The 12,982-nt window shown below is 70.4% G+C and carries 13 protein-coding genes; 2 read left to right on the forward strand and 11 right to left on the reverse strand.

Features of this window, described 5'->3' with window-relative positions:
• Window positions 1-65 precede the first annotated feature (65 nt).
• From AC2A1K_RS05710 to AC2A1K_RS05725, 4 genes are all read right to left on the reverse strand, one after another.
• The gene (locus AC2A1K_RS05710; protein ID WP_483895354.1) at window positions 66-320 is read right to left on the reverse strand and encodes a hypothetical protein; all 255 of its coding nucleotides are present in this window, start codon (window positions 318-320) and stop codon (window positions 66-68) included.
• A gap of 3 nt (window positions 321-323) precedes the next feature.
• Window positions 324-644 (reverse strand): DUF6247 family protein, encoded by a 321-nt coding sequence (locus tag AC2A1K_RS05715; RefSeq protein WP_483895355.1) that lies wholly within the window; start codon window positions 642-644, stop codon window positions 324-326.
• A gap of 394 nt (window positions 645-1,038) precedes the next feature.
• Window positions 1,039-1,467: a hypothetical protein gene (locus tag AC2A1K_RS05720; protein ID WP_483895356.1), complete on the reverse strand. Its 429-nt coding sequence runs from the start codon at window positions 1,465-1,467 to the stop codon at window positions 1,039-1,041.
• Window positions 1,468-1,885: 418 nt separating this feature from the next.
• Window positions 1,886-4,108 (reverse strand): DUF4236 domain-containing protein, encoded by a 2,223-nt coding sequence (locus tag AC2A1K_RS05725; RefSeq protein ID WP_483895357.1) that lies wholly within the window; start codon window positions 4,106-4,108, stop codon window positions 1,886-1,888.
• Between the two features lie 629 nt (window positions 4,109-4,737).
• On the opposite strand from AC2A1K_RS05725, the gene AC2A1K_RS05730 reads away from it, so the two are divergent.
• Both AC2A1K_RS05730 and AC2A1K_RS05735 read left to right on the forward strand, forming a co-directional pair.
• Window positions 4,738-5,058 (forward strand): DUF6247 family protein, encoded by a 321-nt coding sequence (locus AC2A1K_RS05730; protein ID WP_483895483.1) that lies wholly within the window; start codon window positions 4,738-4,740, stop codon window positions 5,056-5,058.
• A gap of 5 nt (window positions 5,059-5,063) precedes the next feature.
• The gene (locus AC2A1K_RS05735; RefSeq protein WP_483895358.1) at window positions 5,064-5,324 is read left to right on the forward strand and encodes a hypothetical protein; all 261 of its coding nucleotides are present in this window, start codon (window positions 5,064-5,066) and stop codon (window positions 5,322-5,324) included.
• Between the two features lie 395 nt (window positions 5,325-5,719).
• On the opposite strand, the gene AC2A1K_RS05740 is transcribed toward AC2A1K_RS05735, so the two are convergent.
• The 7 genes from AC2A1K_RS05740 to AC2A1K_RS05770 all read right to left on the reverse strand — a co-directional run bounded on the left by AC2A1K_RS05740 (window position 5,720) and on the right by AC2A1K_RS05770 (window position 12,963).
• Window positions 5,720-6,787 carry an SDR family oxidoreductase gene (locus tag AC2A1K_RS05740; protein WP_483895359.1) on the reverse strand — a complete coding sequence of 356 codons (1,068 nt, stop codon included), beginning with the start codon at window positions 6,785-6,787 and terminating at the stop codon, window positions 5,720-5,722.
• Window positions 6,788-6,909: 122 nt separating this feature from the next.
• Window positions 6,910-7,782: a helix-turn-helix transcriptional regulator gene (locus AC2A1K_RS05745; RefSeq protein WP_483895360.1), complete on the reverse strand. Its 873-nt coding sequence runs from the start codon at window positions 7,780-7,782 to the stop codon at window positions 6,910-6,912.
• Between the two features lie 89 nt (window positions 7,783-7,871).
• A complete protein-coding gene (locus AC2A1K_RS05750) occupies window positions 7,872-8,519 on the reverse strand; it encodes a TetR/AcrR family transcriptional regulator (RefSeq protein ID WP_483895361.1) in 648 nt (215 codons plus the stop codon).
• Window positions 8,516-9,790 (reverse strand): MFS transporter, encoded by a 1,275-nt coding sequence (locus tag AC2A1K_RS05755; protein WP_483895362.1) that lies wholly within the window; start codon window positions 9,788-9,790, stop codon window positions 8,516-8,518. The genes AC2A1K_RS05750 and AC2A1K_RS05755 overlap by 4 nt, the downstream gene beginning before the upstream one ends.
• On the reverse strand, window positions 9,771-10,619 hold the full coding sequence (locus AC2A1K_RS05760; RefSeq protein ID WP_483895363.1) for an oxidoreductase: 849 nt from the start codon (window positions 10,617-10,619) through the stop codon (window positions 9,771-9,773). The genes AC2A1K_RS05755 and AC2A1K_RS05760 overlap by 20 nt, the downstream gene beginning before the upstream one ends.
• An 89-nt stretch (window positions 10,620-10,708) precedes the next feature.
• A complete protein-coding gene (locus AC2A1K_RS05765) occupies window positions 10,709-11,683 on the reverse strand; it encodes a zinc-dependent alcohol dehydrogenase family protein (RefSeq protein WP_483895484.1) in 975 nt (324 codons plus the stop codon).
• 74 nt (window positions 11,684-11,757) lie between these two features.
• Window positions 11,758-12,963 carry an acyl-CoA dehydrogenase family protein gene (locus AC2A1K_RS05770; RefSeq protein ID WP_483895364.1) on the reverse strand — a complete coding sequence of 402 codons (1,206 nt, stop codon included), beginning with the start codon at window positions 12,961-12,963 and terminating at the stop codon, window positions 11,758-11,760.
• Between the last annotated feature and the right edge of the window lie 19 nt (window positions 12,964-12,982).

The following is a 12,982-nucleotide window of genomic DNA, read 5'->3' on the forward strand; positions in this document are numbered from 1 at the left end:
AGGATGGCCCGCGCCACGAGTGCTCGACCAGGGCCAACCTCACGTGCGGGATGCACCGGCGCCGATCAAAGAAAGGTGACCTGGACGATCGGGACCAGCCGGTCGCGCTCGAGGACGTGGAAGACGACCTGGCAGGTGCCATCAGGACCGATGGTGGCGACGCGGAGACCGGTCGGGTTGGACCGTACGAGCGGGCTCCCGACCGTCCAGGGTGTGACCTCGAGTGCGGCTCGCAGCTCGGCGAAGGGCACGAGAAGCTCGGGCGGTAGCGCCTCGATGGAGGCTGCAACGTCTTCGCCGACGGGCTCGACGACGTACACCTGCTAGAGGCCGGCCTTTGTGCTGGTGACCTGGAGCGGCTCGTCGTCGGGAGAGGGCGCACCGCCCGCGAGCTCCGCCGCGAGACGGATGGTGCGTCGGTAGGCGGCGGGGTCGGTCTGCAGGATCGCGATCCGGCGCCAGCGCTCGACGACCTCGACAACCCCGGCGAGCTCCAACGATGTACGAGCGTCGTCCAGCGCAGCCTCGTACTCCGCCACGAACCGGTCAGCGTCGTGGGGGAGCAGCCACGTCTTGACCACCGCGGGAGACGCACCGCGGGCGAGAGGGTGCGGTTCCGGGTGGCGATGGGCTGCGGCGGTCACGCCTAGACGGTATCGGCACCCACTGACACCCCGCGAGAAGCCGCCGCCTCGGGTGTCGATGGAGCGCACTCGACGGCCAGCCCGTCTACCACGTTGATCTCCCTGTGGCGGCATTGTCGCGGAGCATACGGCCGGTGGAGCAGCCGGGGAGTCACATTGGAGATCGCTCCGTAGAGCTGTGACCAGCGGAAAGAGTGCGCCGTCAGGGACTCGAACCCCGAACCCAGTGGACAGGAGTCACGGCCTCTTCGGTGACGTGCGGTGGTTGTTTGTGCTGGTCAGCGATGGTGTCGTTGGCTGTCGATCATCAGCGGTGGCTGTCCGAGACAGGCCGTGGTGTGACGTAAGCGGCCACCCAAGCGGCCGGTCCGGCACGGCGACGACCGGCGTGTGCTCAGGAGTCCTCGCCTTCCGCCCATTCAGCTTCGAACTCTTCATCGGTCATGGTGTGGCCGTCGTCGTAGAGGGCGGTGCCGACGAGGCGGCCGCGCCAGTACTCCTTCGGGCCAAGGGGATAGCGCTCGGCTTCGGCGTTCTCGGCGTCGAGCTCTTCCTGGGCGTAGCCGTCCCCGACGACCGAGATGACGATCTCCGCGACAGAGATGCCTTCGGTCTTCCCGCTGATGCGCCGTACGTAGACCCCGGCGGGGTTGAACCCGTGGACGTCGTCGATGGTCAGGTCGGCGGCGGGCGCGGCGAGAGCGGACTCGGCCAACGAGCGGGTCGCGAGCTTGGCCGCCGTGTCAGGGTCGGTGCCGAGCGCCTCAGCGGCCGCGAGAACGAAGTCGTCGTATCTCAGGTAGACGACGCTGCTGGGGTGCAAGGCTTGCGCGACGCCTAGCGTGCGAGGCGGTCGAGTGCGGCCCGGTGACGCCGGGCCGCGCGGTCGAGCAGCGCCTTGACCCCAGACTCATCGTTCTCGCCACGGCGACGTGCGAGAGAGGTTCGGGCAACAAGCTCCTCGTCGTCGGCGGACTCTTCGCCGATAGGTTCCGATGACGAGGGGTCCTCGGGCGCGTTCGAGCGCGAGGGCTCGTCCACACGCGCTCTCGCCTCACTCATGCGCCCATGGTCCCATCACGGGCGCCCAGGGTCGAACGCGTCGGCCCTTCCACGGAGGGAGCAGGGGCACGCCCAGCCTGGGTTGCACCGGTCGCGTCGGTCGCGGACGTCGAGCCGCCGGGCGAATCTCGAGCGACTCCCCGCCGGGATGGCTGTGCTGGACAAGGCGGCAGGGGTCGTCAGCTCTTGACGCTGTGTGGTAGGCGTCGTTGCGGGTCGACGGGCATTCCGAGCTCGACCTGGAGGCCTCTGTCGGTGCGGACCACCCAGGCGTCGCAAAGGGCGGTTCGGCCGGATGCGTGGACGTCGTCAACGATGGCCTCGTAGCGTTCAGTCATTGCTCGGGTCAGTTGTCCGACGCGGCGTTCGTCAAGTCGGACCTCGATGGCGCGTTGCCCTCGGTACTTGCCCTTGACGATGGTGCAGAAGGCGAGACTGGCCCGGAGGGGCTTTGCCTGCCCGGTGCTGGACTCGAAAGGAGCCAGGACGTCCTGGTGATCCTCTTCGCCGGTGACCGTGCAGTTCCACGCCGACGCGAGAGTGACTGATGTGGCGGTCTCGTGCGCGTGGCTTGTCCGGCCGTCGAGTCCGGACGGTGCCCGGTCGTCGTTCAGGACGTTGCGCGCGTGGGAGAGGAAGAGGTACATGCCATAGTCCCGACCATCGCCGCCTCCACAGATCCGAGCGGGGCAGACGCCTTGTACGCCGGCTGCTGCGAGAGACAACAGGCGTGGTTGGTATCGCGCGGCACGGGATGCAGGAAGGTAGCCGACCTTCAGGGTCTGGCGACCCAGGACGACGTCGACGCGTACTGCGTTGCCGTCCCATGGGTTGTCTGGTTCCGGGACCAGCGTGGCCTCCACCGCGAGGTGGGCGTCGAAGGCTTCGGGGAATGCGCGTCCCTGTGCGACCAGGTTCAGTGCTCGTTGGTAGTAGGACTCACCTGCTACCGGAACTCGACCATCGGTGTTGAGCGGCCGGAGTTCGAGCTCGATCGGCGAGAAGCGTGGAGGATTGTCGCCAGAACCGTCCCACGTCGGCAGGGGCTCGCTGTCAGCCTGTTCGGGCTCTCCGGGGGAGGCATCCGGCACACGGTGTAAGGGTGTCGTGGGGCAGTCCGCCGGCGCGGCGTTGTCGAGGTCGTCGAGGTCCAGCGGCTCGTTGCTGTGGCGGCGATGCCGAGCCGGCTTCATCGCGTTTGCCGGGAGGTCAGGGGCTGCCGGTTGTGGTGCCGTAGCCCACCTCGGGGCTCCGAAGGGTTCGGCGAGTTCCGGCGCTGGTGCCGAACGGGCGCCGTGACTTCGGCTTCTCGGAGCCATCGGCGTTCGTGACGGAGGGGATGCGGGGAGCGGTGCGGCGTTGACGCGCAGCGCGGCGGCGAGCGCTGAGCTCGCTCCGGGCGTGGAGAAGCTCAAGATGCCGCGGTAGCCGTTGGCGCCGACGAGGGTAAGCCGGCCGTACTCGAGGATGGGCAGCTGGCGGTTGTTGTTGAACCGACGGTCCGGTCCGCCCGACTTGTTGACGTACTGCCAGGTGTGGCCGAGCACCCGGGATTCGGAGGGGACCTGTCCGTCCTCGATGAACCGCTGCTGGGAGTCCTCGGCGCGGAGCTCGCTGTAGGTGACAGAGGCGTAGTGGTTCCCGTCGCGCACGAGGACCCGGTCGGGGAGCAAGTAGAGCCCACGTCGAGAGGTGGTCATCGAGGGAACGGCGATGTTGGTGCGCAGGTGGCGCGGTCCGGCGAGGCCGCGTGTGAGGGGCAGTTTCGAGACCAGATTCGACGCGCCGGCGTTCACCTTGCGCTGGTGGCCGGTCGTGAGCGCGCCGGACTCGACGACGTGCCAGGCCTTCTGCGCGTGCTGAGCTGTGGCGAAGGCGTCGACCAGAGCCTGGTAGCGGCGCTGTTCCTCGGCGCCAGGTACGTCGTAGAAGGCGACGACGCGGCGCCGGAGGATGTCCTTCCACGCCGCGAAGGCGACGAGCGGCAGGCCGACGATGAGCAGCCAGGGAATGGGCGCGCCCAGGATGAGGGTGGCTGCGAGGGCCCAGGGCCAGATCGCCCAGGAGGAGGCGGCGGCGTTGAGTTGCCGCACGAGGTCGCTCGCGTCGGAGTCGGTCATCTCCAGCGTGGTCGCGCCGGACACATCAGCGAGAACAACATCGCTTGCCGGACCGGCCCCGGAGGGAACTTGAGTGGCAGTGGTCGCTACCGCCCGCGATCTCGGCGGGCGCCGGGTGGTGGCCCGGTAGGACACGACACCACCGGCCAGCGAGACGTAGGCCCCGCGTGGTCCGGCTCCGACACGGAGCCCTGGCACCCCGATCGAGGCGCCGAGCCCACGCGTCGACAACGACACGCGCATCGGCCCGAGCCCGATGCTCTTGCGCAGGTAGAACGACATCCTCAGCCCCCCCGACGGATCTCTCACGTCGGTAGTCGGAGACAGGGAACCGGACGTTAGCGCCGGTGTCGAACCGGACGTTAGCGCCGGCGTCGCCCGTGCTGATCGTCTTCGTCGTCCCGGCTCCGCTGACGTCCCAGTCGACGGAGCCCCGCCTCCAGAAAGCGTGCCAGTCACTCGGGACCAGGATTTGACGCACCCTGGCGCGGCAGCGGCCCCAGCCCGGTGGGCGGGTGCACATTGACCCGCCCGATCCGCGAGCGTTGATGATCTCCAACTGAGCCGCCGCTCGGAGTAAACGGCCGGTGGAGACGGCCTGGAGTCACCTAGAAGATCGCTCCATAGGGCTGTGACCAGCGGGGAAGAGTGCGCCGTCAGGGACTCGAACCCCGAACCCAGTGGACAGGAGTCACGGCGTCGGTCGTGGTCTGTGTTGAGCGTTCGTGCTGGTCAGTGATGGTGCTCGCCGGTCTCGATCATGTGGCCTCGGGTGTCGTGCTGGGTGATGGCGTGACGTAAGCGGGACCCAAAGCGCGCCGCCCGACCGGATCCGACGGACACGCGTCCGGCTCGACGCCAGGTGCTCGCTGGGCCCGGGTGGAGCCGTTACCGTCGAGCTGGTGACGGCGATGTACTCGGTGGACGACGAGCCCGCCCGTGGGCACCCGCTGCGGAAGGGGGCGTCGCCAGGGGCGATCCGCTCGGCGCTGCTGGCTGAGGACCAGGCCGACTTCGACGCGGACTACGAGCAGGCGCTGACCCGGGCGGGCACGAGTCGCGATCTGACCGAGCTGTTCACCGTGCTCGAGCACTGGCGTCGCCTCGCGGTGCTGCAGTCCGAGCCGGAGGTGTTCCGGCGCGTCGCCCGCCGGGCCGCCGAGCTGCACACCGGGGCGCCGCGGCCCGAGGATGAGCCGTTGCCGGTGACCCGGGCGTACACCGGCATCTGAGCCGGGTGCACGTCGTCCACGTTGACGACGAGGTATCTGCTGCGCTTGAGGCGCTCCCCGCGGACGTGTCGGCGGCGGTGCTGGAGCTCCGAGCGGCGATCGAGGTGTCGCCGTGGATGGTCGCGCCATCGGTGAACCCACGGAACCCTGACGCCGAGGTCCGCTGCTACGTCTTCGACCTGAGTGGGGGAGAGGGCATGATCTGGCACCAGGTGATCGAGAGCTTGGGGCGCGTCGATCTGCTGCGGCTGGTGTGGCACGGATGAGCCCGAGAGAGGCGGCTCGACGCGCTCGAACCGCCCGGTTCCCGCGGCGAGTCTGAGACCGCAACCAGTCGAGGGCTTCCGAGGCCCGCACGCCCTGGATCGTGCAGGGCGGCGACCTCTGGCTCGAGTGGCTCGGACAGCTGGGTGCCCGGCAGGAGCTTCGACCTCGAACTTGACGTCGGCCACCCGAGGCCAACCGGCACTGGCCACGTCGGCGGCCCCGTGAGCAACCACCACCGGAAGTCGGCACGCTCGCGGGAGCGGATGATGTGGCCGTGAGGTCCGTGGACCGCAAGCACCGGTCAGCTCGAGAGACCTTCACCTCGAGGATACGCACGAGTCGGTTGGTGGTGGTCTTGCCCGCGCCGCCTCGCGCCAGGACGACGACCCACTGATTACAACTCGCGGAGAAGGTCGAGGTCGACCAGGCTCTGTCCGGTCGCCATGACGGTGTCCTCGTTGTTTCGCGGTGCCCAGCCGAGCAGGTCGCGGGCCTTGGCGTTCGAGGCCGAGCGTACGACGCCGAGCTGGGGGACGACCTCGCGCAGGGCCGGGTTTAACCGGGCGAGCAGCCGGACCGACCAGTCCGGAGCCTGTTTGGTGCTGACGGCACCGGCGTCGCGCCCGAGGTGCGCCTTCAGGGTGCGAGCGATGTCGACGAACCACATCGGCTCGCCGGCCAGGGCCAGGAATCGCTGTCCCGGGGCCTTCGGGCTGGTCATCGCGCGGAGGTGCAGGTCGGCGACGTCGCGGACGTCGACGACGTTGGTCGACACGCGTGGGACGCGCGGCATCTGGCCGACGAGCATGCGCCGGACGATGTGGATGGAGGACGAGAAGTCCGGCCCGAGGACGGGCCCGAAGATACCCACCGGATTGATCACGGCAAGTTCCAGTCCGTCGCCCTCCTGCTCGACGAAGTCCCAGGCAGCTCGCTCGGCCAGGGCCTTGGACTTGATGTAGGCACTGAGCCCCGCGCCGTCCGGGTCGGTCCAGTCGTCCTCGGTGAACGGTGTCGTCGCGGCCGAGTGCCCGTACCCCACCGCGGCGAAGGACGAGGTCATCACGACACGACCGACGCCGGCGTCCCGGGCGGCTCGAAGGACGCGCAGCGTACCGGCGCGCGCGGGGACGATCAGCTCGTCCTCGTGGGCGGGTGCTGCCCCGGGGAACGGCGAGGCCACGTGGAGTACCGCCGCGCAGCCCTCGACCGCCTCCGCCCAGCCCCCGTCGGCGGTGAGGTCGGCGGCGACGACGGAGAGCCGACCCTGGTGGGTGGCTCCGGCAGCGTCGAGCATCGCGTGGACGTCCGCCTCACGGGCGAGGTTGCGCACCGTCGTGCGCACGCGGTAGCCGGCCTGCAGGAGTTGGGCGACCGTGTGTCCTCCGAGGAAGCCCGTGCCGCCGGTGACGAGCACGGTCGCGTCACGCGGGGACAGATCGTTGCCTGCGGTGTCGCTCATGTCCTCAGAGTCCTCGGTGCGCGCGCCACCCGGGTAGGTCCGGTGACACTGGTACCGGCAGGGACACCCACTCGTCGCACGTCCTGCGGACGCCGGTGCGCCCACGTGCCGGTGGCTGCGCGTCAGGTCGCGGCGTCCGGCACCGCAACGGTGGCCCGGGACCCGGACTTGTCAGCCGTGGCCGGCGACCCGCTCAGGGCGCAGAGCATCTGAAGCTTCTCGGCCGACTCCGAGCCGGGCTCGGCGTGGTAGGTGACGAGGATCTGGTTCGTCACGTCGGGGACGAGCAGCTTCTGGTACCGCAGGTCCATGGCACCGACCAGTGGGTGCCGGAACCCGGTCGTGCCGCTGGAGGTGCGCCGCACGTCCTGCTTGGCCCACAGCACGCGGAACCGCTCGCTGTGCAGACTGAGCTCCCCGACCAGTTCGACCAGGCGGGGGTCGTCGCCCTCGGCCACTGCCATGGCCCGCAGGGTGGCCACGGCCTTGGCCGTCATCGCCTCCCAGTCCCGATAGAAGGTCATCATCTCGCGCTCGAGGAATGCGGCCCGGAAGGTGTTCACACCCGCCACGAAGTAGGGGCTCAGGGCAGCGGCCGCGGCGTTCGCGGCGAGGTTGAGCCCGAGGACCGTCTGGACGACCGCCGGCGTGGTCGGCCAGCCGTCGATGAGCTCCTGCATGCCCGTCCCGACCGCTTCCCGGCGCGGCCGGGGCCGCCGTGGCCGGGAAGGGCGCGCGAGCTCGAAGAGGTATGCCTGGGCATCGCTGTCGAGCTGTAGCACCCGCGCCAGGCCCTCCAGGACCTGCTCGGACGGTCGGCTGTCCCGCCCCTGCTCGAGGCGCAGGTAGTACTCGACGCTGACGCCGGCCAGCAGCGCCACCTCCTCGCGGCGCAGGCCGGGGACTCGACGGCGTTCGCCGGCGGGCAGTCCGACCTGCTCTGGACGCAGGCCCTCACGCCGCGCCCGCAGGAACTCCCCGAGGCGGTTCGTCACATGGCCACGATAGGCCGGTGGCGGGTCATCATCCACGAGCCCGCCCTCGGTGAGGCCGGGACCTCCGGGACGTGGCCGCGACCGCACCCTCAGCTGAGGTCGGATCGGGCGCGGGTGAGCCCGTCGAAGGCGGCCGCGGCGATCGCCTCGGCGTTGGCTCTGTCGAGCTCGGCGTGTCCGGTGAGCAGGCGGAAGATCAGGGGTCCGAACAGGAGGTCCTGGGCGACCTCGACGTCGACGGTGGCGTCGACCTCGCCGCGCTCGAGGGCGCGCGCCCACAGCTCGGCGATGGCCTTGCGGCGGTCGGCGAGGAAGAACGTCCGGAAGAACCCAGCGCCGTCGGGGTCGGTGACCGAGGCGGCCAGGAGCTGGGCGAACACGGCGCCACGGGGGCTGGCGTAGAAGTCGCTGACCTGCCGGACCTGGGCGGTGAGGTCGCCACGGGCGCTCCCAGTATCGGGCAACGGCAATGCCGATCGCATGTGCAGCCCGAACGCCTCGGCCGCGACCGCGACTCGGCTGGGCCAGTGCTTGTAGATGGTGGCCTTGCTGACCCCGGACCGCGCACTGATCGCGTCCACCGTCGTGACGGGCAGCCCGCCCTCATCGAGCAGGGTGTTCGTCGCGTCGAGCACGGCTTGGCGCGCCCGGATGCTCCGCGGCCGCTGGGGACGCCGCCGTTCGGTCGCGTGGCGCTCCTCCTCGCCGTCGGGGCCGGCCGCAGCGTCGACGGTCACGACGACTCCTCAGGCGCGGGGAACGGGTTGGCGGCACACTCCCGGTGCCGGAGTGCGAGCGCAGCGGTCACGGTGCAGGCGAGGGCGGCCATGGTGCCGAACAGTGTGAAGGTCGTGCCGAGACCCCACCAGGTGGCGACGAGTCCGGCCCCGACGGCGGGCCCGCTGACCGCGAGATAGGCGATCAGGAAGAACGTCCCCACCGCGCGGGAGCGCTCGCCGTCGTGGGCCGCCTCGTTGACCATCCGCAGGCCGGCCAGGAAGCACAGCCCGAATCCGGCGCCGATCACGGTGGAGGCCACGAAGAAGACCCCGGTCAGCCCCTGGGCCGCAGCGAGCACCGCCGCGGCGAGGCCGACGGCGAGGGCGGCGGAGCCGCCGGCCGCGGCGTGTCGGGTCTCCCACCCACGGGCGAGGACCTGGACGAGCCCGCCGGCGCACTGCAGCACCACGATGATCAGCGACGCGACCGCGCGGTTGCCGGTCCCGAGCAACCCCGAGGTCAGCTCGACCCCGAGCGCGAGGTAGACCCCGCTGACCGCCCAGCTCGAGACCACGAGCGGGCCCGCCAAACCCAGGCTTTGCCGCGACGCCGCGGAGAGCCGAAGGCGCCTGCGCGGCCGCGGCTCGTGGGCCCGCGGCTCCTGGCCTCGCGGCGCGGGGAGGGCGCCCGACGGGACGGTCGCCAGCGCGACCGCGGCGAGCACCGCAAGGGTGGCGAGGGTCGCGTAGGGGGTGACCAGCGGTACGGGCGCCCACTGGACGAGGGCGCCCGAGCCGGCCGCTCCCAGCCCGATGGCCGCGGCGGTCGTGGCGCTGGTGACGGCTGCCGCGCGCCGCGCGTCACGACGCCGGTGCAGCATCGTCAGGGCCGACGCCGCGGTGCCGCTGATCAGACCGGTCGAAACGCCCTGCACGACCCGGGCGAGGTCCAGCACCCACACCGCGTCGGCGGTGGCGGCGAGCGCCGCCGCGGTGACGACCCCGGCCAGGGCCGAGAACATCAGCGGTCGCGGCCCCACACCGCGCAGGCGCCTGCTCGCGCCCAGGGCCAGCAGGACCCCGACGGCATAACAGGCATAGGTGACGGTCGCCGTGACCGGGGTGATCGCCCAGGCCTGCTGGTAGAGGCTGTAAAGGGGCGAGGGCACGCTGCTCGCGCCGATGACGAGCAGCAGGACCACGACGGCGACGGCGAACCCGTGCGCCGGCGGACCCGCGGGGGAGCGCGAGTCGGTGGGCCGGGCCACGTCAGCGGATCTGGTGGCCATCGGCGTAATCGGTCGAGCGGGAGAGTCCCTCCCACTGCGCGAGCTCCTCGTCGACCGCGGCGCGCGCCTCGCCGACGAGGCGGACCGCGTCGGAACCGAGCAGCAGGTGCGCGGGCGGCTGGGGCACGTCGACGATCTGCAGCACGGCGTCGGCGGCCTTCGCCGGGTCACCGAGCTGGTGACCGCTGCCAGCCTGCCGATTGGCGCGAAGGGGGTCGAACAGTGCGTCGTAGTCGGCGATCGAGCGCTCGGCCCGCACCATCGAGCGTCCCGCCCAGTCGGTGCGAAAGCCGCCCGGCGCGATCGCGGTGACGTGCACGCCCAGGTCGGCGACCTCGCGCGCGAGGGCGTCGAGGATCCCCTCCAGGGCGAACTTGCTGCCGTGGTAGAAGGACAGGCCGGGAAAGGTGCGCAGGCCGCCCATCGAGGTCACGGCCATGACGTGTCCGGAGCGGCGCGCCCGCATCCCGGGCAGCACGGCTTTGATCACCGAGACCGCGCCGAACACGTTCACCTCGAACTGGTGGCGCAGCTGCGCCATCGTCGATTCCTCGAACAGTCCCTCGTGGCCGTAACCCGCGTTGGCGATGAGGACGTCCACCGGACCCACGCCCGACTCGACCTGCGTGACGGTCGTGGCGACGGCCTCCTCGTCGGTGACGTCGAGGACGCGGGCGTATGCCCGCTCGGGGTTAAGGGCGCCGAATGCCTCGGCGTCGGCTCGGGTGCGGACCGTGCCGACCACGACGTGACCGGCGGCGAGCGCGCCCTCGGCGAACGCCCGGCCCAGCCCGGTACTCACCCCGGTAATGAGGAAGATGCGAGACATGACGGTGCGGCCCTCGTTAAAGCGAACTGAACGATCAGTTCACTATAGCGGTTGGAGCTCGTTCCTGGCGCTGCGCCGTCGGTCACGCCCTACGGAACGTCGATCACGATCTTGCCGGTGACGCTGCCGTCGGTCACGGCGGTGTGCGCGGCTTCGACATCGGCGAGCCGGAAGGAGCGTCGATCGAGCTGCGGCGTCAGCCGGCCGGCGTCCACCAGCTCTGCGACCTGCCGCAGGATCGCGCCGTAGTGCTCGCGCCCGCGGCCGGTGAGCATGGGCAGCAGGGTGAAGACTCCCGAGTAGGTGGCCCCGCGGAAGGACAATGGAGCGATGTTGTGCGTTCCCCAGCCCAGGGCGCTGACCACGTGGCCGCTGTGGAAGCGCGCGGCGGCGAAAGCGTTGTCGAGGGTGGCGCCGCCGGCGGTGTCGTAGACGATGTCGAAGCCTTTGCCGTCGGTGTACTTCTGCACGTACTCCTCGACGCTGCTGGTCGTGGGGTCGACGGGGGTGGCGCCGAGCCGAGCGATGGTCCTGAGTCGAGCCGGGCTGCCCGTCGCGTACACCTGAGCCCCTCGTGCCTGCGCGATCTGGATCGCCGCACGCCCCACGCCGCCGGCGCCGCCATACACGAGCACCTTGTGCCCTGACCGCACGCCGGCCCGGTCGACCAATCCTTCCCAGGCTGTGATCGTGACCGGTGGGAGGGCGGCCGCGTCGCGCAGCCGGGTGCCGGATGGGGCGGGCGCCAGCAGCCGGGCGTCGACCGCGACCCGTTCGGCCAGGGAGCCCGGTAGGTCGCCGACGCCACCGGTCATGCCGTAGACCCGGTCCCCGGGTCGGAAGTCGCTGACGTCGGGGCCGATCGCCTCCACCACGCCGGCCAGGTCGAGGCCCAGGATCGCCGGCGGCGCCACCTGGGCGTGCGCGGCCTGCCCGGCCTGGATCTTGGTATCCAGCGGGTTGACGCCACTGGCGACGACCCTGACCAGCACCTGGCCCGGGACCGGGGTCGGCTCGTCGACGTCACGCATGACCAGGGGTGCCCCGAACTCCTCCAGCACCATCGCCCGCACGCTCTGCCTCCTCTCCTCAGCGGCCCTGTGGTGATGGCGGTGACGCCACCGCGATGGCCCTCGCGTCAGCGCAGCTTGTAGTCCTTGAGCAGGCCGCGGCTGATGATCGTCTTCTGGATCTCCGAGGTGCCCTCGCCGATGAGCAGGAACGGCGCCTCGCGCATGAGGCGCTCGATCTCGTACTCCTTGGAGTAGCCGTAGCCGCCGTGGATGCGGAAGGACTCCTCGGTGACCTCCTTGCAGTACTCGGAGGCGATCATCTTGGCCATCCCGGCCTCGACGTCGTTGCGCTCGCCGCGGTCCTTGAGCCGGGCGGCGTTGACCATCATGTGGTGCGCCGCCTCGACCTTGGTGGCCATCTCGGCGAGCTTGAACGCGATCGCCTGGTGCTGCGCGATCGGCTTGCCGAACGTGGAGCGCTGCTGGGCGTAGGAGATGCCGAGCTCGAAGGCGCGGATCGCGATGCCGCAGGCGCGGGCGGCGACGTTGACGCGCCCGACCTCGACGCCGTCCATCATCTGGGCGAAGCCCTTGCCGGGCGCGTGGCCCAGCACCTGCGAGCGCGGGATGCGGAAGCCGTCGAACACCATCTCGGTGGTGTCGACGCCCTTGTAGCCCATCTTGTCGATCTTGCCGGGGATGCTGAGGCCCTCGGCGACCTTGCCGAAGCCCCGCTCCTTGTCGACGAGGATCGTCGTCAGGTTCTGGTAGGGCTTCTCGGCGCCCTCGTCGGTCTTGACCAGCACCGCCGACAGGTTCGACGAGCCGCCGTTGGTCAGCCACATCTTGGCGCCGTTGACCACGTAGTCAGCGTCAGGTCCGGGGCCGTCGGCCTTCGCGCTGGTCTTGATCGCGGCGACGTCGGAGCCGAGGTCGGGCTCGGACATGGAGAACGAGCCGGTGATCTCGCCGGTCGCCATCTTCGGCAGGTAGTGCGCCTTCTGCTCGGGCGTGCCGTGCTGGCGCAGCATGTAGGCCACGATGAAGTGGGTGTTGATGACGCCCGAGACGCTCATCCACCCGCGGGCGATCTGCTCGACCACCAGCGCGTAAGTCAGGAGCGACTCGCCCAGACCGTCGAACTCCTCGGGGATCATGAGCCCGAACAGGCCCATCTCCTTCATCCCGTCGACGATGTCCTGTGGGTAGACGTCGTCGTGCTCGAGCTGCTGCGCGTGCGGGATGATCTCCTTGTCCACGAAGTCGCGGACCGTGGAGAGGATCTCGGACTGCACATCGGTCAGGCCGGCGGTCTGGGCGAGGCGTGCCATGCGTCGTGCTCCTGCTCGT

Source organism: Actinomycetospora sp. 2LY8.5, from assembly GCF_057180585.1.

Coding starts and splice junctions, on each gene's coding strand:
- AC2A1K_RS05730 (WP_483895483.1), top strand. CDS start 4,738: ATGTACTCGGTGGACGACGAGCCCGCCCGTGGGCACCCGCTGCGGAAG.
- AC2A1K_RS05770 (WP_483895364.1), bottom strand. CDS start 12,963: ATGGCACGCCTCGCCCAGACCGCCGGCCTGACCGATGTGCAGTCCGAG.
- AC2A1K_RS05755 (WP_483895362.1), bottom strand. CDS start 9,790: ATGGCCACCAGATCCGCTGACGTGGCCCGGCCCACCGACTCGCGCTCC.
- AC2A1K_RS05765 (WP_483895484.1), bottom strand. CDS start 11,683: ATGGTGCTGGAGGAGTTCGGGGCACCCCTGGTCATGCGTGACGTCGAC.
- AC2A1K_RS05725 (WP_483895357.1), bottom strand. CDS start 4,108: ATGTCGTTCTACCTGCGCAAGAGCATCGGGCTCGGGCCGATGCGCGTG.
- AC2A1K_RS05740 (WP_483895359.1), bottom strand. CDS start 6,787: ATGAGCGACACCGCAGGCAACGATCTGTCCCCGCGTGACGCGACCGTG.
- AC2A1K_RS05760 (WP_483895363.1), bottom strand. CDS start 10,619: ATGTCTCGCATCTTCCTCATTACCGGGGTGAGTACCGGGCTGGGCCGG.